The 20,671-nt window shown below is 46.2% G+C and carries 20 protein-coding genes; 4 read left to right on the top strand and 16 right to left on the bottom strand.

Annotated elements, in window-relative coordinates:
- Positions 1-346: 346 nt before the first annotated feature.
- From Q1A08_RS11220 to Q1A08_RS11150, 15 genes are all read right to left on the bottom strand, one after another.
- Positions 347-2,995, bottom strand: coding sequence for a DUF6701 domain-containing protein (locus Q1A08_RS11220; protein WP_299772854.1), 2,649 nt, complete (start codon positions 2,993-2,995; stop codon positions 347-349).
- 154 nt (positions 2,996-3,149) lie between these two features.
- Positions 3,150-3,557 (bottom strand): hypothetical protein, encoded by a 408-nt coding sequence (locus tag Q1A08_RS11215; RefSeq protein WP_299772852.1) that lies wholly within the window; start codon positions 3,555-3,557, stop codon positions 3,150-3,152.
- 52 nt (positions 3,558-3,609) lie between these two features.
- Positions 3,610-4,395 carry a prepilin-type N-terminal cleavage/methylation domain-containing protein gene (locus tag Q1A08_RS11210; protein WP_299772850.1) on the bottom strand — a complete coding sequence of 262 codons (786 nt, stop codon included), beginning with the start codon at positions 4,393-4,395 and terminating at the stop codon, positions 3,610-3,612.
- Complete coding sequence (locus Q1A08_RS11205; RefSeq protein ID WP_299772848.1) at positions 4,395-4,877, bottom strand: type II secretion system protein; 483 nt, start codon at positions 4,875-4,877, stop codon at positions 4,395-4,397. Before Q1A08_RS11205 ends, Q1A08_RS11210 begins: the two co-directional genes overlap by 1 nt.
- Complete coding sequence (locus tag Q1A08_RS11200; protein ID WP_299772846.1) at positions 4,874-5,299, bottom strand: hypothetical protein; 426 nt, start codon at positions 5,297-5,299, stop codon at positions 4,874-4,876. Before Q1A08_RS11200 ends, Q1A08_RS11205 begins: the two co-directional genes overlap by 4 nt.
- Positions 5,300-5,314: 15 nt before the next feature.
- The gene (locus Q1A08_RS11195) at positions 5,315-5,752 is read right to left on the bottom strand and encodes a type II secretion system protein (RefSeq protein ID WP_299772845.1); all 438 of its coding nucleotides are present in this window, start codon (positions 5,750-5,752) and stop codon (positions 5,315-5,317) included.
- A gap of 41 nt (positions 5,753-5,793) precedes the next feature.
- Positions 5,794-7,017: a type II secretion system F family protein gene (locus tag Q1A08_RS11190; RefSeq protein WP_299772843.1), complete on the bottom strand. Its 1,224-nt coding sequence runs from the start codon at positions 7,015-7,017 to the stop codon at positions 5,794-5,796.
- Between the two features lie 2 nt (positions 7,018-7,019).
- Positions 7,020-8,753: a GspE/PulE family protein gene (locus Q1A08_RS11185; RefSeq protein ID WP_299772841.1), complete on the bottom strand. Its 1,734-nt coding sequence runs from the start codon at positions 8,751-8,753 to the stop codon at positions 7,020-7,022.
- Positions 8,750-10,018 carry a hypothetical protein gene (locus Q1A08_RS11180; protein WP_299772839.1) on the bottom strand — a complete coding sequence of 423 codons (1,269 nt, stop codon included), beginning with the start codon at positions 10,016-10,018 and terminating at the stop codon, positions 8,750-8,752. The genes Q1A08_RS11185 and Q1A08_RS11180 overlap by 4 nt, the downstream gene beginning before the upstream one ends.
- Complete coding sequence (locus Q1A08_RS11175) at positions 10,009-10,908, bottom strand: AAA family ATPase (RefSeq protein ID WP_299772837.1); 900 nt, start codon at positions 10,906-10,908, stop codon at positions 10,009-10,011. The genes Q1A08_RS11180 and Q1A08_RS11175 overlap by 10 nt, the downstream gene beginning before the upstream one ends.
- A 9-nt stretch (positions 10,909-10,917) precedes the next feature.
- Entirely contained in the window at positions 10,918-12,546 is a 1,629-nt protein-coding gene (gene mshL, locus Q1A08_RS11170; protein WP_299772835.1) for a pilus (MSHA type) biogenesis protein MshL, read from the bottom strand.
- Between the two features lie 21 nt (positions 12,547-12,567).
- Positions 12,568-12,789 (bottom strand): hypothetical protein, encoded by a 222-nt coding sequence (locus tag Q1A08_RS11165; protein WP_299772834.1) that lies wholly within the window; start codon positions 12,787-12,789, stop codon positions 12,568-12,570.
- Between the two features lie 138 nt (positions 12,790-12,927).
- Positions 12,928-13,638 carry a hypothetical protein gene (locus tag Q1A08_RS11160; RefSeq protein WP_299772832.1) on the bottom strand — a complete coding sequence of 237 codons (711 nt, stop codon included), beginning with the start codon at positions 13,636-13,638 and terminating at the stop codon, positions 12,928-12,930.
- Positions 13,628-14,242 carry a PilN domain-containing protein gene (locus Q1A08_RS11155; RefSeq protein WP_299772830.1) on the bottom strand — a complete coding sequence of 205 codons (615 nt, stop codon included), beginning with the start codon at positions 14,240-14,242 and terminating at the stop codon, positions 13,628-13,630. The genes Q1A08_RS11160 and Q1A08_RS11155 overlap by 11 nt, the downstream gene beginning before the upstream one ends.
- The gene (locus Q1A08_RS11150) at positions 14,242-15,210 is read right to left on the bottom strand and encodes a hypothetical protein (protein ID WP_299772828.1); all 969 of its coding nucleotides are present in this window, start codon (positions 15,208-15,210) and stop codon (positions 14,242-14,244) included. The genes Q1A08_RS11155 and Q1A08_RS11150 overlap by 1 nt, the downstream gene beginning before the upstream one ends.
- Positions 15,211-15,424: 214 nt before the next feature.
- Here Q1A08_RS11150 and trmL point away from each other — a divergent pair, with 214 nt between their 5' ends.
- The 4 genes from trmL to Q1A08_RS11130 are packed head-to-tail and all read left to right on the top strand — an operon-like array spanning position 15,425 to position 19,364.
- Complete coding sequence (gene trmL / locus Q1A08_RS11145) at positions 15,425-15,904, top strand: tRNA (uridine(34)/cytosine(34)/5-carboxymethylaminomethyluridine(34)-2'-O)-methyltransferase TrmL (protein WP_299772826.1); 480 nt, start codon at positions 15,425-15,427, stop codon at positions 15,902-15,904.
- 7 nt (positions 15,905-15,911) lie between these two features.
- Positions 15,912-16,439: a flavodoxin FldB gene (gene fldB / locus Q1A08_RS11140; protein ID WP_299772824.1), complete on the top strand. Its 528-nt coding sequence runs from the start codon at positions 15,912-15,914 to the stop codon at positions 16,437-16,439.
- Positions 16,439-18,532, top strand: coding sequence for a bifunctional tRNA (5-methylaminomethyl-2-thiouridine)(34)-methyltransferase MnmD/FAD-dependent 5-carboxymethylaminomethyl-2-thiouridine(34) oxidoreductase MnmC (gene mnmC / locus Q1A08_RS11135; protein ID WP_299772822.1), 2,094 nt, complete (start codon positions 16,439-16,441; stop codon positions 18,530-18,532). Before fldB ends, mnmC begins: the two co-directional genes overlap by 1 nt.
- Before the next feature lie 16 nt (positions 18,533-18,548).
- The gene (locus Q1A08_RS11130; RefSeq protein ID WP_299772820.1) at positions 18,549-19,364 is read left to right on the top strand and encodes a glutaminyl-peptide cyclotransferase; all 816 of its coding nucleotides are present in this window, start codon (positions 18,549-18,551) and stop codon (positions 19,362-19,364) included.
- Here Q1A08_RS11130 and Q1A08_RS11125 read toward each other — a convergent pair.
- Positions 19,285-20,436, bottom strand: a complete 1,152-nt coding sequence (locus Q1A08_RS11125) for a sensor domain-containing diguanylate cyclase (RefSeq protein ID WP_299772818.1) — start codon at positions 20,434-20,436, stop codon at positions 19,285-19,287. The genes Q1A08_RS11130 and Q1A08_RS11125 overlap by 80 nt on opposite strands.
- Positions 20,437-20,671: the final 235 nt, after the last annotated feature.

Here is a 20,671-nt window from a genome sequence, read left to right as displayed (position 1 = left end):
TTATTCTTTTCCCACTCTCTGTTAAAAGTACGATTACTATTAAAATTCGTACTATAAATCTCAACTGCATAACTGTACTGTGGTATCGCACTAAGTAAACAGGCTATTATGCAACTAAAGAATAATGATATCGCTGTAGACCATTGATTCCCCACCATATGCCGTCCCTACCTACTAAAAGTCTAGTTATCCTCTAAGTAATAGGTAGTAATACAGAAACTCTCCAGAAAGAAACGACAGTTGGTTACTTATATGGTTAAGTAGAGAGCGTAGTTGCATAGTCCATTTGGGCAAATTTTATTGCAAATTAGTTCGTCAAAGCACGAAGACCTCTCCCAGTGAGAAATCATCGAACATTCTCACGCCAATACACCACCCTGTCATGACCTCTTATGACACCAAAATTTGCAAAAAAATTGGGAATTTTCTCATCGTCATCAATAGCATTTTGGTTCCAATCATGTGATAACCAAGGGAGAGAGCTGTAATCAACAACTATTTCAACTTCCCCTCGATTTGCTATGCCTGGTGCAGAGAATTCTAATCCAGCTGATCCCGCGACAAAGTTAATATTTTGAATATCCATATCTAAAAAGCCAGCTGTCGTATAAGAACCGCCGATTGGTGCCGTAAGATTAGCAGGAGCATCTAAAGTGCCGGTACTAGAAAATTGAACATCCGCTCGGCTCAGCTGAGTACAATGATCAAATTCATTTTTTACAAATGAGTTTCCAGCCCAAGACTGAACTTCCAGCGGCAGCTGCAAATTTTCCGTCTCAGGGCCATGCCTACTCTCTGCAAATAGACGAGAGTAGTAAAAGTCCGAGCTACCAAGAAGTTTAGCATCGCTATGGCCATTTTCATTTACATCCAAATCCAGGCTGCCATCAGCTAAGCCTATTCCATCTGTATCAAACACGCGCAATGCCAACTGAATATCTTTTAGTGGCGGCTCTTTGTTCTCGGTTTTATTAATCCTCAAAGAAGCATTTAGGCTTGCCTGACCCTGTGTAAATGAAAGTAGCTCTGAGGCGACATCGACCCTTCCCAATAAAGTGGAGCTATTAAGAGGCTTGGCTTCATATTGACGTGAACCTTCGCTGTCACTGAGTTTGGCGAAGGCTCCGCTATAAGCATCTAAAACTCGCCCATCTCTACCACGGGCGGTAATATTGACTGAAACAGGAAATTCCTGGGACAAATGTGTCAGGCTACTGGCACTACAAAAAGGTTCCATGTTCGCGTCTTGCAGAACAAAATGATCGGCCGTAAATCTCCCAACAGGTCCAGAGCGTCCTACAATTCTGTTAGCAGCTTGAGCGGAGCCACCAAGATAACTTGCCCCAGCTAAACTCAAATCTAATTCCATTATTCCGGCGTTTGAGTAACTAAGATCCGCGCTCGCCCTACCATCGCTAAACCCACTGAGATTTATAGCTCCTGACAGTTCTTGATGAACCACATGCGCAGGGGCGACAGAACGGGACGCCAGTTGCACACTATAGCTAGGTGCTTCCGACCCAAAAGCGGGTAACACTGGGTTGTTTGATAGATCAGCATTGTTTTGCGAATTCAAATCGTCATGACCATCAGCCACTCCGTCATTGTTAGTATCATCACTTGGCTGCCAACCAACAGCGCTAACAACTGCCGAAAAATTCTCACCTGCCCTCTTAAACGCTGGAGCATCAGCCTGCAAGCTATTGGAGCTACCCGGCACAGAAGTAGAAAAAGCAAATGGCCTTACCGAAATCTCAGGACTACTGCCATCGATGGTAGAATCACTAAAGCTATTACTTCGATCCTCTATATCTATTCTAAAATGCCCAACATCTCTGGTGAGCAATTGCACACGAGCTTGCCCTTGAGAAAAGCTAATCGGCATTTCTGAAAAACTACCACCCAATGCTTCTGTGGATCCTCCAAGGGCTAATTGTGGGCTAAGCCCGCCAGGGTCATCAGCCATATCAATATTGCGCACATAAACCCCAGTGCGATTGTAATTTTGAGCAGCACCACAGTTACCACTGGAATCACGCTTCATCATGGTAATTTGTAAATCATGATTCCGATAGGCAATCACATCATCATTTAGCGGATCATCGTATTCAAGGATGAAGGCGTTTTCAGAAAAGCGAATCGAGGAACTATTGCTCGAAATAGAGCCTGAGCTTTCTCGCACACGAATGCTTAAGCTTTCTGCATGCTCATTTGATAAGCGCAGCCTCAGCTGCCCATTGTCATCGCTGTGAAATTGATAGCTGGCTTGCCCACTGTCTGCGGGCCCAGCGCTAAAACGATTGTTTGCGTTAGGCATCGACCATGTACCATGGCCACTGCTAGTACTGATGTCGACTAGACCTTGATAATCCGCAAGGAGCTGACCGCTATTATCTTTAGCTTCAATAAGAACGTCTTGCGCTGCACAAACGCTCGCTGTGGTTCCACCAGTACTGATATCAAAGTGATCCAAGCCCTGCTCTTGATTACGGGTAACAACAATATTATCGATATGGTAGTAGCCTGCGCTGCCGGAGTTGTAAAACAGAATATAATTATCACGGCCAATATGATTGGTCGGTATATCAATAGTAACGCTGCGGATGCTGCCCGCTCCAGAAGAGCCTCGATGTAATTCGGTAATATACCAACGATTAGAGACACCAGAGCCATACCAATAAACATAGAAACGAGAGCGCCTGTTGGGGCTCCAGCTAAAATCGTTTCTACCGACACGAAACCAAAAGGTGAGCTGCATAGTATCAGGCGTTTCAGACTGCCTGAAGAAGCGATAAAAATATGAACCTGGGCCGACTCCTATTGCCTGCCCCGATTCAGCGCCTTCACCAGAACGAAAATCCACACTACCGATAAAAGTCCAATTTCTGCGAACCTCAGCTTGGTTGTTCAAATTATCACTGAAAACAACTTCAGCCTGGCTTTGAGTAGCCAAACAAAGGAGTACAAGAACTGTTAATAAAAATCGTGCCAACAAAGCAGTACCTCGAAATCATACTCCGGACTATATTAAAAGTAGCACAGAAGAATCCATAGTTGCTGTATCGGCCGCTAAATGGACAACTAAAGCCTAATCAAGAATTGTTGATAACATTGAGAAACAATGTTTAGGCTTGTTAGAATTTACTGTTCTATGGTTCCCCAGGGATATAGGCGCTAACGGATAGGCTTCTTGATGCATCTAAGGGGGCAGAGCCACAGCTGCCCTGGCTTCGAATGGTGTAATAGCTAGCATCATTGGCTACACCATTTTGAATTTGGCAGCCAATAATGGCCTGGCACTGCTCTAGCCCATTACTTGAAAATGATAAAGTGACGGCACTTAGCTCTAAGCAAGCTGCATCGCCAGCGGTGCGGTTCACTTCAGGATGCAGCAAAAGGTGACTCAAAGCATAATTTGCACCACTTTCAGCGGCATAAAACGCCCGCTGCGAAAATACTTCTTGCAGTGAAACAAAAGGTACCACCGAACTAGATCGGCTAAGTCCTACCGCTAATGCAGCAATAGCAATAATAAGAAAGATGGCTACTGGCAACATAAAGCCTCGCGCTTTCTTTGGCGATATAGAGAGGATAATACTAGGGGCTCGCTTAGGGAACATTGCGTATATAAATCCTATCGCTGCTTATAAACTCTGCATTGCCCTTGGTAAAAACCAAATCGACGTTAAGCTCGGCACCGTTATTGAGAGCACCAGATTGCACATCAAACCCACCACCGCTTGTATTTACCGAGCTATCCACAAGTATACCCATAGCGGAAGGGACAAAAGCTGTAGATGACACCCCTGCGCGATTGTATTCATACAATCCGCCCTGATAGACACAAAATGCTCGGCTTCCTGCAATAAAAAATACGCGCCGGCTCGAAGACGATTGTGAGAATACCGTCGGGCTGGATAGATTAATGGTGCCACTACCTTGGCCTGCAGGCAGAGGAGAAGCTAAGCTGCCAAGTGCTGCACCACTATAGATATCCGCGGTATTCACTGCCGCAATTACCACCGTATTGGCCGTGCCTCGATCAATGCTATAAGCTAAAAGATCAAGCTCTGAGCTTGCCGCGGCTTGATTGCTATTGGTTGCCGGTTCACTTTCCAAGATGCCACCACCAATAACGGGAATAAACTCCACGCACTGGCCGCCTGCCGTCGCGCGCACGCTATTTGGGAGTGCATTCTCTACTTCCCTGGAAATTAAATTAATCGCGAGGCGGCTGCGACTAAATAAATCTATGCGTTGCTGCATAGCTTGCTGGCTGCTTAGATACTGCAGGAAAAAGGAACTACCTAGGGAACCAATAACGGCCACAATAACAATGACTGCGATCAGTTCAACCAATGTAAAGCCAGAGCTTTTTGCAGTCGAAGAGCCCATTAGAAGTTACCCTTGTAGCTACTAAGAACCACTTCGCTGCTGCCAACTACTGCTCGCACCTCTACTCTACGAAGCTGGGCTCCACTGGCCGCTAAGCCCGTTACAGAAACCCCAGCGACCCCTTCACTTACCGACACGCTGATCGAGCAGGCTTCAAAGCTATTGTCACTGTCACCATGGTAATCGCCTATATCATCTTTGACAGAGGAAGCGCTGATTGCTCCACAGGCTTGTGCGCCATCTTGGCCACTTCCGCAGGCTGGCAAACCACCAACAGGGCTGGTGGATGAATAACGTAACAGAGTTATGCTTTCCAATTTTGACTTAGCACACTGAAGTGCCCGATGTTGCTCAATTGGATCGATACTGTCTCGACTCACCTGGCTAAAAGCTAAGCTAAATGCGCCGGCGACAATCCCCAGGAGAACGATAAATACAATTAGCTCTACAAGAGTAAAGCCTTTTGACGTCAGGCGCTTCACTGGCTTGCACCATTTGCCGAGACTGATACCGTCACACTAGCATCGCTTGCACTAATAGAAATCGACCCAGCGGTGGTCCTGCCCATTTTGTCGAAACGAAAGGTAGCATCACTGATTTCGATTCCTTGGCCTAGCACATAAGGATAGTTGGCAGCACCCAAACTGACACTGCTTCCCGCATCCTGCACATCGATGCTGTCGTTCGACGCAAGCGCAACAAACTCAATACTGCGTCCTGCGCCTGCCTTTGCCATGGCTAAATGACGAGCACTACGCAGTGCAAGCAAAACCTGATCTCGGCTTGCTTGCACTCGTTGAGCGTCGCCGCTATTACTAACTCCCATCACAGTGATCGAAATAATAGCCAAAATCACAATTATGGAGACCAACTCAACTAAAGTGAAACCCTCGGGCCGTTTCATTGAGGCCACTAGCTGTTAGTTAGTCGCCTTATAGGCAACAAAAGACTCAGAAATAGCTGTGCCACCAGACGGCGTATAAGTCACATTACAAGTAAACTGCGTGCCTTCAGGGTCCGTTGCTGCAGGAGCGGTGCCATTTACAGCGTAGTTACCATTCGGTAATGAACCACCCTCCAATAAATTTACTACGTTCGCACAAGATGTGACAACCGTGACCGTTCCTGTCGATAATCCCGCATCTGACGCTAAGTTGTTAGCATGATTCAAAGCCGAAGCACTGCTTAACGCACCCGCCACACCTTTAAGCGCTGCCTGTTCTGCAGAATCAGAAAGATCCACAAAGCGAGGCAACGCAGTTGCCGATAAAATCCCTAAAATCACAATTACGGCCACTAGCTCAATCAAGGTAAAACCTGCTTGCGCCTTAGCACTAGGTATTGCGTTCATTTTCATAACATCCTCCAAGCCATAAAGGCTTTTTAACAAAAGTTCTATCAACGTGTTTGAATTGATAACATATCCCACATGGGCAAAAATATTCCCAAAGCCAAAACCATTACAAATGCGGCCATCACTACTATCATTATGGGCTCAATCTTGGCGCTTAAGCGCTTCAGGTCGTAATCGACTTCTTCTTCATAAAACAAAGCCACTTCATCGAGTAATTCCTCGACTCGACCACTTTCTTCACCTACGGCTATCATCTGCAGCACTAGTGGAGTAAAGATACCTACACCTCCGTGAGCTTGTAGCAAACTATCGCCACGCTCGACGGAGCGGCGGATTTGCATAATTTGCTCATTGAGGTACAAATTATCCATAGCCGCGGCCACCAAGCCCAATGACTGATTAATCGGGACGCCGGAACGTAACATCAAAGCCAAGCCTCGAGCGTAACGCGCCATAGATGCCTGCTGAATAATTGATCCAATGATTGGCACCCGCAGCTTCAAACTGCCCCACTGACGTTGCCCTACTTCTGTTTTCAGATGCTGGTGAATCGCAAATGCCAACGCGGCAATCGCAAGCAGCATATGAGGCCAATAATTTACAAAAACATCCGACATGCCGATCAAGAATTTGGTCGTCCAGGGCAACTCGGCATTAAACTTCGCATACATCGATGCAAAGGCGGGTATCACTTTTACATTTACAACGGTAATAGCAATACTTAGAGCAATAATGACGAAACTTGGATACCTTAGAGCTGCCGAGACTCGTTTTTTATTGTCGATATCCTGTTGAATATACTCAGCGATCTGCTTAAAAGTTTGCTCCAATTGACCGCTGTTCTCGCCAGCATCAACCATAGAAACAAACATGTTGTCGAAAACCTTTGGATGATGACGCATAGCATTTGCTAAGCTAGAGCCTGACTCCAATTGCTCAACAATGGCCAAGAGTACTTTTTCAAGGCCACGCTGCTTAGTCGTTGAGGCCAAGCCTCTTATCGCTTTGATCAGTGGAATCCCAGAGCGGCTAATGGTGTACATTTGGCGCGCGAACATAATCAGTTCTTGCTTTTCTACACGCTCAAGCCCGAGAGCCTCGTTGACGCTATCAACAAAGTTCGGCTGTTCTTCTTGTACCTGAATTTCAAGCGGAATTATTCCGCGCTCAGCCAAGCGACTAGCCACAGACTCTGCATTCGCCGCCTCGTAGCTTCCGGTCAGCTTTTGACCATCGGCCGATCGACCAATATAGGAGAAGCTAGCCATAATCAGTTGGCCTCCAGCAGCTGGCTTTCATCGTCTAGCATGGCACAGATGCGCATCACTTCTTCAATGGACGTTAAGCCTTGCAAAGCATAAGCTAGCGCACTGCGTCCTAAAGGAATAAAGCTTTTCTGAGTAATGGCGGCTTTATTGAAACCATCAACATCTCGGCTGCGTAAGGCCTTCGCCATCGCTTCGTTGATATCTAGAATTTCAAATATACCAATGCGACCACGGTAGCCGGTGTGATTGCAGCTTGCGCAACCACGTCCTTTTTTCATGCGACTGGTATCGTGCTGCCCAATACCTAATAGGCTTTCGATGTACTTCAGCTCGGCATCGCTGGCTTGATGCTCTTCTGCGCAAGCTCGACATACGCGCCGAATTAAACGTTGAGCAACAACGGTTTTTAAAGAAGCGGCAACTAGATAAGGGTCGACTCCCATATCTATCAAGCGTAACGCCGAGCTTTGCGCATCATTTGTGTGCAGCGTCGACAGCACCAAGTGGCCTGTCATCGCTGCACGCATCGCAATTTCTGCGGAATCAGCATCGCGAATCTCACCCACCAACAAAATATCGGGGTCCTGACGCAAAGTAGCACGTAGAACAGTTGAGAAATCGAGACCAATTTTTTCGTTAATTTGAACCTGGTTCACACGAGGTAAGCGGTACTCGACAGGATCCTCGACAGTAATAATTTTCTTGTCAGCGCTATTGAGCTCACTCACTGCACCATATAGCGTAGTGGTCTTTCCCGAACCAGTGGGACCAGTTACCAAAATCAAACCATGAGGCCGTTGAATCGAAGCCCGAAAACGTTCAGTGTGCATTCTGGTCATACCCACTTTATCTAGGGGCAGAATGCCTTCGGTTTGATCCAAAATACGCAACACAACTGACTCACCATATTGCACGGGCATTGTAGATAGTCGAACATCGACTTTATGATCCCGCACCATTAGGTGGAAGCGTCCATCTTGAGGTAAACGTTTCTCAGAGATATCCAAACTGGCCATCAGTTTTAAACGGACGACGAGAGCGCCTGCAATACTGTTTTCATTAACAATTTGCTCGTACAGAACCCCATCAATTCTCCGACGAATACGGAGTACATTTTCATCTGGCTCAATGTGAATATCAGAAGCTTTATTCTGTACCGCTTCTTCGAAGAGCTTTTCAAGTAGACGAACAACCGGAGCATCACTCTCTTCGACTTCGCCAAGTAAGCCTGTCACTGAGATAGCGTTTTCAGCTAACTCATCCTCAAGTTCACCAGCAAGGTTGGCAATTTCGTCAGCTTGTTGGTAAGCCTTGTCGAGAATATCCATAATCTGCCCTTCACGGGCAATAACAGAACTTACCGGGCCACCAAAATGCTTTCGTACCTCGTCTAGGCCAAATATATCGCTGGGATCGGCCATGGCGACTTTAACAACACCATTACTTTCTCCTAAACAAAGAATTCTGTAGCGACGAGCTAATGTTTCTGGCAGCTTTTGCACATCGGAAATCGTCAGCTGTAGCTTATCCAAATCTTGATAGGGAATGCTAAGCTGTTCAGACAAAATCTTGAGCAGCTGATCCTCTTTGACCAAGTCCATCTCAACCAGAGTACGGCCTAGTTTACGTCCGGTTTTTTTCTGTTCAGCAAGCGCTTCTTGAAGTTGCCCTTCAGAGATCACGCCTTGCTCAATAAGAATATCGCCAATACGTATTTTGGGAGCTTGCATCGTCATATTGGCAACCCTTCTTCTCGGACAGCTAGGGCGGCGTTATTTGGTTTTTTGCTCAAGCTTCGAATTCGTTGATTAATGTAATTCAACACATTCTTATGCTTACTGTTAAATTGACGAGCTCGCCAATAACTGCTCACAGCCCTAGGACTTTCCAAAGCATCCTGAGCACTTGCCAAGCCGAGCCAATAGGCACCATTTTGGTTGTCAATCAACAGAAGCTGTTTATAAATACGTTCAGCTTTAGAGAACTGCTCTAGACGTTGGGACAGTGTCGCCATATTCTGATAATAGTCGGGCATTGCCGCCAACTTTGGCAACTCACTAGAAAGTAAATCTAGGGCATCTTGGTTTCGCCCTTGAGCCTGCAATAGTTGAGCCGAAGCTAACCTTTGAAGGTTTGGTTTTTGTAGTTTTCTAATCAGTGCCTCGCCATCTTGCCAGCGCTGCTCCTTTAACAGAATTTTCAGCAGAGCTTTTTGGATTGGCCAGTTGTTTTCATGACGACTCAATAAATCATTTAACTGCTGTATGGCGGTATTTTTCTTTCCTTGAGTATACAAGCTTTTGGCCGCTTTTAACTGAGATGCGAGCCGGCTCTCAAGGTTAAACTGAATGTTTAGCGTCTCTGCATCACTATCAGTGAAAGCAACAACATTAGCCTTTGTCTGCGAAGGAGTTTTGTTCGAGGCCCCTTCAGTGATATTCCCTACGACTTTAGACTTTGTAGCGTTTTCCTCCGTTTGCAGAGCAACTTCTGCAATGGCTAACGACGCCTGTTCTGAAATCCCTTCGTTCTTCGAGAGCGGGCTAGGAAAAATCTGCCCCTCAAGCTTCGCAAGGCTTGGGTATTCAGTATTATTAGTTTCAGGTAAAACCAACTCTACTTCTTCAATCAGCTTATAGCTTTGATTGTAGCTGTGAACTTCGTCCAGTAAATCTCGATGAGTAGGAGAGACACTAGCAGAGTGGCTTGCAGTCGCAGGCAGCCCCTGCAAACTGCCAATCAGATCCGCCTCAGTGTCATGTTTCTCCTCGGATTTCGCCAATCCGGCGCGCTGATCAATAGCCGGCACCCTAGGATAAGAAAATACTTTCTGCTGGCTAGCAAGGTAGAAACTCACACTTGCCACCATGCCCAACAACAATAGAAATAGCGATAGTTTCAACCATTTGAGATTCAGCCCACCCAAATTTTGAGCTGGGGCAGCAAAATACTGCTTGGCAGTATGCTGTGACGAGGCGGTTGTTTCTCGAATTACATCCACAGGCCAAATCCCCCAGGAATAATGACAGCCGCTGCCAAGCAAGCCGCTACAGCCCAATTCGGCAGAGATCTTTCCTTCGATCCGATGGCCGCTTTGCTATCTTCAGCTGCAGCTTCAACCTCAGCTTTATCAACTTGTTTTACGCCTTTTGAAAAGGCACACATCAACGCCTTATCAGCCAAGATATTAAGGATCCTAGGATTACCCGAACTAAATTGAAACAATAGGCTTTTGGCTTTCTCTGTAAACAGATCTTCAGTGCCGCCAGCTATCCTTACACGGGTCGCCAAATAGCTCATCGCGTCCACTTTATCCATCGGCCTTAGCTCAGATTGATAAGCGATACGTTGATTAAGCTGGCGCATATCTTGCCTTGCTAATAGCTCATCCAGCTCTGGCTGTCCCAGCAAAATAATCTGAATCAGCTTACGTTTACCTGTTTCTAAGTTACTAATTAGCCTCAGCGCTTCAAGAGTATCTCTAGGCATCGCTTGGGCCTCATCAATAATGAGGACGACTTTTTTGTTCTCGCGGGCTAAATGCACCAGCTGCTTTTGAATATGGAGCAATATTCGGTAGCTGGGCACGTCATGATTTAAGGCTATCCCTAACTCGTGGGCCAACAACAGTTTGAACTCACAGGGATTCACGAAGGAGTTATTAATATGGGCCACATGATAGCTTTCACCCAACATAGCAATCAGCTTTCGGCACAGAGTTGTTTTACCGGTGCCAACTTCACCGCTGATCTTAATAAAACCCTCCCCCTGCTGCAGGGCGATGGCCAGCGTATTTAGCGCCTTTTGTTGAGCATCGCCCAAATAAAACATATCTCTATCAGGGGTGAGGCTAAAAGGCTTTTGCTGTAGTTGAAAATGTTCTAGATACATAGCACTCACCTATAGCGATCTCACTTCTTCACTCAATGCTTGCACATTCAGCTGATTCCGTTTTACTTCCTTAGCCCATGTTTTGTCATCAACCACAATGGGCTTCATTAAGATAACCAACTCGGCTTTAACGCGGTTGTAATTTTTGGTTTTAAACAATGTATCTACGATAGGGATATCACCAACCACTGGACGCTTACCCCGACTATCAACTAGGTTTTCCTTCATAAGTCCGCCGAGCACCACGACCTGTCCATGTTTCGCCCGGACGATACTATCTGACTCACGAACCTCTCGAAGCGCTAGAGGTAGACTGAACTGCTGATCACCAACGGTAATATTCTTGGTTTGATCGGTTACGCTACTCACCACAGGGTGAACATGAAGTATTACGTCGCCATCTTCGGCAATCTGCGGGGTCACATCCAATGCAATTCCGCTAAAGAAAGATGACAACTCTAAGTTTGGTGTATTTGTAGTTGATGCCGCATTCGAGGTTGTTGAATTACTGACCCCAGTAACAAAGAATTCATCAGAGCCAACGCGAATAACCGCCTTTTGATTATTAACCGTCGACACCCTAGGGCTCGAAAGCACTTGTACAGAACCTTGGGTCTGCAGTAATGAAAGTAATTTTGAAATATCACTGACACCCACCACAGAAGAGAAGACTTCACCTACGCCTTCATTTAACTCTTCAATACTAAAGTTGCTGCCAATTTCAGATACATTATTCGCCATAATCAATTGGCCATTAATCGCGCCCCAGTTGATGCCTGCGCTATAACTGTCATTAAGCTGAACTTCTAGGATTTTGGTTTCTAGGATTACTTGACGCTTGACACTTAATTGAGAACGCTCTAAAAACTCCCGTACCAATGCTAATTCTCGCGGCAAGGCTTTAACCACTACCATGCCACCTTGAGAATTCACCATGACCGAGCGACCATTGCCTTCTCCGGATTCAGTCAACATGTCAGCATTAACGATCGATCGAATAGAGTGTTCTAGCGACTGCCAGAAGTCGTTATGAGTTTTGGTCTTTACCCTTGCTCCAGAAACCTCTTCCTCGCTATTGCTCGAATTAGCATTTGCTGTATTACCATTGCCGTTTTGAGTATTGGATTTGATCTTGGAAACAATCACACTGGTATCTGAAACTCCTCGACGATCTACATCTAAGTAGTCAACAGTAAATACCTGGGTCTGCATGGTAGCTGGGAAGATTGTATAAATATTGTTACTCCAACGATATTCATAACCATAGATATCGCGCACAACATTTAAAACTTCCTGAATGCTTACATTGCTAAGCTGCAAGGAGATTTGACCAGCAACTTTAGGGTGCACTACGATATTGGTGCTGGTCCCAGCAACCAGACTTTTAAAGAAATCTTTTGCTGCCGCAGATTCCACCGCAATATCAAAGCGCTCTTCATCTGCTGCCTCTTCACTCATATCGTCGGCCATCAGCTGCTCAGTTAACTCAGCTGCCAACTCTGCATCATAGCTAGCGGCTTCTTCATAGGCTTGCTGCATATGATTTTCCACAGCCAATTGTTCAGGCTGCTTTGCACAAGCCGAAAGCAAAATAGCGCTGGCAAAAAGCAAGCAGAATTTGCTATAAATATTATTCATTCTCAATCCTCAGATGCAGAATTAATGCAGCTTAATCTTGGTAGTTGTTGAAGGCAGCTGAGTCTTCAGCACTAGTGTTTCTTTTGCCGACCTTAAGGTCGCGCTATTCTTACTAATTTCGACCAACTTATAACTGCCCAAGGTATCTCCGATATTTAATAGCTGGCCATTTATCTGTGCTAGCTGACGATTCGGTGAAATCAATACCGACTGCAAGGTATAGCTAGATTTCTTGATTGTCATAGGTCCTATATTGGCGCTTATCGGATGGCTTGGATTTTTTAATATTTCCGGGAGCTGCCCCTGACTTTTTACTTGTCCGCTCAAACAGACCGTCAGTATCAGCGTCAACGTAATTGTGGATAATCGATTCATCGGTATCTACTCCCCGGTTTCCACAGAAGCCATTTCAACTGCATTCTGTAGGGCTGCAGTATCCTTTGAATGAGGTGCAAGGCTGTAGATCTCTAGTTCCATTGCGGCCTTTGGATAGGCAACTAGGCGGTAGTCCATAGAGGACCAAAATATGGGCCATTCACTGCGCTCCAGCCCGCCAATAAATTTGGCCAATGACAAATAATTTCCTTCGAGCGATAGTTTCAGACGATATTTATCAAGCACCTTAGTTTTTTTCTGACCACCTCGCGCCTGTTCTGCTTGCTCACTTTCTCGTGGTAGCTCAGTCAAGTTCAGCAGATTCACGCCTTTGTCGTTTTCTGCAACCCGTTGTAGCAGATGCATAAACTGAGCACGGCTTAACACCTGTTGCTTTAGAGGGCCCAGCTCTTCTTCTAGACGCAGATTCTTCTCTTGAAGATGACGAATGAGGGTTTCTTGCTCTTGATTGCTACGCGATAAATTGCTCGCGGCAAAGATAGCCAACTCAGCTTCAACCTCAATCTGCTCCTGTCTAATCTGTGATAACTGCTGCTCTGCCGTTTTGCTTTGTTTTGTTAGCCAAGCACCCACAGTTGCCTCTAAGGCCATATACAAGAGAGCCAGTAGAGCCAGCAAGATAAGTAAACGTTCTCGAATATTACGCTCTTGATACTTAGCTTTGGCCTTTGCAAAAGTAGTATTCTCAGTACTCATTTTGCATCTCTCCATTGTTCAGAGTGCCCATACTGAAACTCACCATATCGCTTTCTTTGTTGAGCTGTAGCTCTGTAAACAAGGTATTTTTCATGGCTGACTGCTGCTGCAGGCGTCCCAAATACTCTGGAACCGAAGCCGCATCACGAGCACGGCCCGACATACTGAGCTGCCTCTGCTTACCTGAAATAATAATGCGCTCGATGCTAACAGCACTTTCAATCGTATTAGCAATGGCTGCCATCGACTTATAGAAACCGTGTCGTTCTGCCCCTACATTATGTAAATACAATTGCTGGCTTTCCAAGAGTAATGCTCTGCGTTCCTTTTCTCTTGCCAAACGATTTTCTAAACGCTGTTTTTCTCCAGCAGGAACACTAGACTTGAGATTTTCTAGCTTCGACTTCAGTTGTTGTTGATTTAGCCTAGCGACGCTCTGCTCTTTAGAACTCTGCTGTAAATTGCTCCATTGCCAGCCGTATAGCAGCAACATCACCGCAATAAGCAAGCTGACATATAGCTTCAAATGCCCCCAATCCAATGGGTCCTTTTGAGGACGTAGGCGCTGCGGGTATAAATTGATTAGCTGCAACTGCTCATGCATCAGGCAACACCCCGCCCACTATCACTGGCTATCACTAGTCGACCGGACGCAAGGAGCCCTCGCAAAGCTCCCCCTGCCGCCATCAATGCACTAAATTCACCTTCAGCTTCATCTTTGTAAGCTAGCCACTGGGCATCTAAATGCAATAATTCTATTGGTGTATTAAGTGCTTGCTTAAAGGCATCATCAAGTTTCGATTCGTGAAGGTGTTTTGCGGCCAGACGAATTTTCGCAGGTGGCAATTGCCCTAGCTGCCGCTCGTAATAATCGAGCGTTCTTTGAAGTTCCAGCAGCAGCTGGTCGGTCGGTAGCGGCTCATCGACTTCGGCACGATAGGCCAACTCAAACTTTCTCGACATAGCTAACTGGCCTTGTGAAAAGACCAAAAGCTCGCCCTGCCCTGGCTGTAGTATCGCTAAGGCCTCTCCACGCGGATGCGCGCCGCTCATTCTCATTACCGCACCCATGGCCAGCTCAGAAATATCCACACTTTCCAGCTCAAGCCCCAGTTCAGTAACTTCCTTAGCAATCTCTAGAATTTGTGCCTGGGGACTAGCAACGACATTCACCATGGTTTTACCAGCTTTGGCTGTCGATTGAGGCACACTAAAAACATCCACAACCGCTTCTTGCACTGGATAAGGTAATAGATCCTTAATCTGCCAGCCCATAGCCTGAACTAACTCTTCACCCTCTAGCTTTGGCGACTCAAGCAAGAAAAGCTGATAATCCTCATCGGCCAAAACATAGTGACAAGGAAGTCCCTTGAGGCCCATGGTCTTTATCAGCATCTGTAGAGACTTTCGGTCTTCATTGCTCGAGCCACTGCTAGCGAGCCAGCGATAGGCTGATAATTGCCAACGGTCTCCTCCCTGAGCCATCACCTTGGCCACAGCCCAGCCCTCAGCGTGTTTCACTAAGCCTACAGCCAAATTGCGGTTTTTATTTGCGGTATTCCACCAGCTCATCGTACCTTGTCCCAAATATCCCTACTTATTAGGATGTATCTTCGTTGTTAATAACATCGGACAAATTTGACCGATCTTTAACAGTTTTCATAAGATCTTTATCGCTTTGCATAAATAGTAGGATAGGGATTGCAATTTCGCCGGAATAAAGGGGTAGAATGTCGCTTTTATTCCCCTGCAATACAGCTTGCAGTATCGAAAGTAGTATCGAAATATGTTTGAAATTGTTCTATTTGAACCAGAAATACCTCCAAATACCGGAAATATCATCCGTTTAGCTGCGAATACAGGGTGCCAGCTGCACTTGGTAGAGCCCCTAGGATTCGCCATTGACGATAAGCGCCTGCGCCGTGCTGGTTTGGACTATGGCGAGTATAAAGATATGAAGGTGCACGCTAACTGGGAGGCATTTCTCGATAGCTGCCAGCCTAAGCGATTATTTGCCATGACAACTAAAGCGCATAAAGCGCCAAGTGAATGCAACTTTGAAGCCGGCGACTTTTTTGTATTTGGCCCAGAGACTCGAGGGTTGCCCGACGAAATTCGCTACCACGAGCGAATTACTGAAAGATTGCGGCTTCCTATGTGCGCTGGCAGCCGCAGCATGAACCTATCTAATGCAGCTTCTGTCCTCATTTATGAGGCTTGGCGACAGCTAGGTTTCCAGGGCGCTACTGACTGGACAGGTGAGTAAAAGCAAGATGACTATTGAAATCGCACTTTTTTATGGCAGCTCCACCTGCTACACAGAGATTGCTTCTGAAAAGATCCAAGCTGAACTCCAAGACAAATTCGCTGCCAAGGTAGCATTATTCAACATAGCCGATGAAGATATTCAGCAAGCTCAAGACTATGAACTCCTGTTATTCGGGATTCCCACCTGGGATTACGGAGAGCTTCAGGAAGACTGGGAAGACTGCTGGGATAATATTGATGATATCGATTTTACGGGTAAAAAAGTTGCCATCTTTGGCTTGGGGGATCAAGTTGGGTACCCAGAGTGGTTCTTAGACGCCATGGGTTATCTTCATGACAAGGTTGCAGCTCTAGGCGCTCAAATGTGTGGCTACTGGCCAAACCAAGGTTATAGTTTTGAGGGCTCCACCGCACTGACAGAAGATGAGAGATTTTTTAAGGGCCTGGCACTCGACGAAGAAAATGAATTTGAACAAACCGAGGCCAGAGTAAGCCAATGGTGTCAGCAAATCATGGCGGAATTTCAAGCCTAATGACACAAACGCAGCAACCCGATACAAAAGCAAATATTCAGAAATCACTAGCCGACATTCGCTGGGAAGAAGATCAGCATCCAATATGCCAACGCTTTGATGACTATTATTTTTCCAGTGACAATGGCTTAGAAGAAACACAGCATAACTTTATTCGACCAAGCCAACTTGAAGCTCGCTTCGAGCAACTCGACGAAAATGAGGTCTTTCGATTGGCGGAGACCGGCTTTGGTACCGGCCTTAACTTTCTAGCCACTTGGCAGTTATGGCAACGGAGTAATAACAATTCAAAATTGGAATTCTACAGTTTTGAAAAATACCCACTAAACCGCCAACAACTCTCTAAAGCCCTGGAGCAGTGGTCTAGCTTAAGCGCGGAAGTGAAGCTGCTTTGTGAAGCCTATCCCAGCCTGACGAGCCCTGGCTGGCACCGCTTAGAGTTTCCCTCGGTAAGCTTAAATTTGTTTATCGGTGATGTTGCACAAGGCCTTAAAGACCTATACCACAGTCAACACCCTCGCTTCGCTCAATATAATCGTAAAATCAATGCTTGGTTCTTAGATGGCTTTGCACCAGCTAAAAACCCAGATATGTGGCGAGCAGAAGTATTGCAGGGTATTGCAGAGCTAAGCATGGACGGTGCAAGTCTAGCAACATTTACAGCTGCCTCTGCTGTTCGTAAAGGCCTCATTGCCCTAGGCTTTGATATGCAAAAAGGCTCCGGCTATGGTCTTAAGCGCGAGATGATGTCCGGTACTTTTCATGAGCCAGAGGTAGAACAACAACATTGGCAAGAGTCTGCACATAATTGTCCACATGAAGCACCTTGGGCCTTAGCGCTGGGTAAGAACACCCTCAACAAGCAAGTTAATATTATTGGCGGAGGCATAGCTGCGAGCTGCACGGCACGTTCGCTGGCCGAAGCTGGCTATCAAGTTCGCATTATTGAACGCCATCATGCCTTAGCACAGGAAGGCTCAGGCAACCCCCAAGGCGTGCTCTATGCCAAGCTGTCTCATCGAGCCGAGAATCTAAGTCAGTTTAATCTTCAGTGCCTACATTACGCTCAAAGCTTTTATCGCACGCTTAAAATACAACAGGGGATCGAAGCTGAACTCTGTGGGGTCGCCCAACTAGCGACTACAGGAAAGCAAATTCAACAGCAAGAGAAACTCATCGCTTATCTCAGTCAATTTGGCTTCACTACTGATTTTGTCCAACAACTTGATAAACAGCAGTTATGTAAAGCTGCAGGGGTTAAGCTAGAGCATAGCGCTTTGTATTTTCCTTTAGCCGGCTGGCTAAATCCCGCAAGTGCCTGCAATACATTATGCCAACATCCCAACATCACTGTTTATACCCAGCAAGAAGTGCAAACTATAGAACGAGTGGATGGACGCTGGGAGTGCTATGACGAAACCAAATCCCTAATACACAGCTCAGATATATTGATAATCGCCAATGCCAATGAGGCAAAACGTTTCGAGCAAACAGCCGGGCTACCTTTAAAACCTGTACGTGGGCAAGTCAGTTACCTCCCTGCCACTACAAGCAGTAGTAAGCTTAAAACCGTTATCTGCGGGCAAGGTTATATTGCGCCAGCCAACAAGCAACAACATTGTTTAGGGGCTAGCTTTAATTTAAAAGAGCAATCGTTAGAGCTCAGTGAACAAGAGCAATACAGTAATTTGAAACACCTAGAGGATGATTGCCCTAGTATTTTTAAAGCCTTGGAAATTGGCCGCTCCCCAGAGCATAGCACCGCTGAGCTGAAGGGGCGCGTAGCACTACGCTGTACCAGCCCCGATTATCTTCCCTTATTGGGCCCAGCGCCTAAGCAGCAAGATATGCAAAGCAGGTTTAGCTTATTATCACGTAATGCCAAGGCTGCCATTCCCCATGTAGGCAGCTACCACGAAGGTCTTTACGTCAGCTTGGCATACGGATCTCGCGGGCTCTGTTACGCACCATTAGCCGCAGCGGAGCTGCTTAGCCAAATACAGGGTAGCCCAAGCCCCATGGGTGCCAAATTACGCAAAGCGCTAAACCCTGCGCGCTTTATTATTCGTGATATGATTCGCCGCAAAGCCTAACATTAGGAATATTGTTTTGTTGAAAAGAACTGTGAGTGGAAAATTGTTTGTGCGCCTGCTTAGTTTTATGAGCACGCTGCTAAGCACTTACTGTTTGGCAGAGCAAGAGTCCACCGCTGCGCTTCTTGATTTTGAAATATTGGAAACAGCCAGCCACGATAAGCTTAGCTTTACTCAAGGCTGGGAAATTTCAGACGGTTTTATATATGAAAGCAGCGGAGGTTATGGGCGCTCTTTTATCCGCAAAAGTAGTTACCCCGAACATAAAAAGACCTTAGAAAAGCGTCTACCCGCGAATTGGTTTGCCGAAGGGTTGACCGTTCAAGGAGACAAGCTCTTTTTATTGAGTTGGCGCCAGCAGCGTGGCCTGGTACTAAATACAGAAAACCTGCAACCCATGGCTCAATTTAAATACCGAGGCCAGGGCTGGGGCATATGTAGCTTTGGCGACACACTTTTTATGAGCAATGGCAGTAATACGCTTCAGCTTTTCAATAAACGTTTCGAACTGCAAAACGAGTTAGCAATCACCAGTTCTAATAATCAGAAGTGGCAAAATATTAATGAGCTCGAGTGTGCAAAAAATTTAATTTGGGCCAATATTTGGCAGGAAAAGAAAATAATTGCTATTAATCCAGAAAATGGCCAAGTTATTTACCAATTAGATCTAAGCCAATTGGATAGTGGCAATAGTCACCCTGAAGCCGTTTTAAACGGTATTGCTTACGATGCAGAGCGAGATGCCTTTTGGATTACCGGGAAGCTTTGGCCGAAGCGCTATCTACTTCGTTTGAAGATGCCGAAGGCTGCAATAACTCATAGCGCTGACTGAGAACTTGGTTGCGCCCACCACGTTTGGCCTGGTACATAACCTCATCGGCGGAAGCCAATAGGCCATGACCAACTAGCTGTAAATCACAACGCCCCTGCTGCTTCGGGCACCAAGTTGCTAAGCCCACTGATACCGTCGGGCGCACTTTTTTACTGCCACAGACGTCAATGGCCATCTCTTCGACAGCCACGCGAATTCGTTCAGCCAAACGCTCTGCATGAGCTTGTGGGCAGCGTGGCGCCAATACAACAAACTCTTCCCCACCGTAACGGGCCAAGAAATCGGTTTTACGTAATTGTAAGGAAACTTCGTAAGCCAAGTGCTTCAATACCAAATCACCCGCCTGGTGACCGAACTGATCATTGATCTGCTTAAAGTGATCAACATCAACAAACATACAGCTTAAAGGTTCTTGATTGCGCTGCGCTCGCTCCAATTCACGCTCCAGCTCGGCTTCAAAGCTGCGGCGATTGTTCACTTGGGTCAACATATCAACCTTACCCTGTCGGCTAAGGTGTTCTCTACCTATGCAATTTTCCAAACAAAGTGAAACTATAGACGCTAAATGAGATAGGAAATCAGTCGCCATATCTGGCTGGAAGCGCTCGGTGGAATCGCTGGCAAAGTGCAGGCTACCAACCAGTTTGTCTTGCCTCACAAGCGGCATACAGGCACTAGAAACAACCCTGCCGGAGCCTGGGAAGATTCGCCCTGCGGTTAATACATCCATATCACCTAAGGTGACTTCAGATTGCTGCGGATAAAGAGTAGCGAGAAAGTCCACGCCATTGCGCATTTGTAGGCAGGAGCCATAATCGGTCAGGTCCAGTTGCTCCATTAGCTCACGAATGGAGTAGTCCGAGTCAATAATGACTAAGCTAACGGCAGATAGATTGAAATGACGCTGAGCTTCAACGAGTAGTAAATCCAATAAATCACGCAGGCACTGGCAGGCCAGCAGCTTAAATTCAAAAGCATGAAAGTGCTGCTGAATACCGTGATTTTGCTCAATGCGTCGCAGCAGTAACTTTACTGTACCCTGCAATCGCTTGTTTTCTTGCTCTAGATTCATCGTCGCTGTTGCTTGCTACCGATTTTTACACAGATCGCCTTGCAGCCCCAACACCAAGCTTGGGTCGCAATCTGCTTATCGACAGTAGATAACAATTCTTCAAACAAATCCGTCAAAGCTGACAACAAACCGATCAAAGGTAGGGTTATTAACCGCTCCGGGAAGTTTAGCTGCCTGCACAATATGCGCAGACAGAGGCAAATCTGCCGATTCAGGTGATGAAAATCTAGCCAGC

It is taken from the genome of uncultured Pseudoteredinibacter sp. (genome assembly GCF_947500695.1).
Classification (GTDB): Bacteria; Pseudomonadota; Gammaproteobacteria; order Pseudomonadales; family Cellvibrionaceae; genus Pseudoteredinibacter.
Note: the sequence above shows the minus strand (reverse complement) of the source record. Positions and strands in the feature narration are given on the sequence as shown.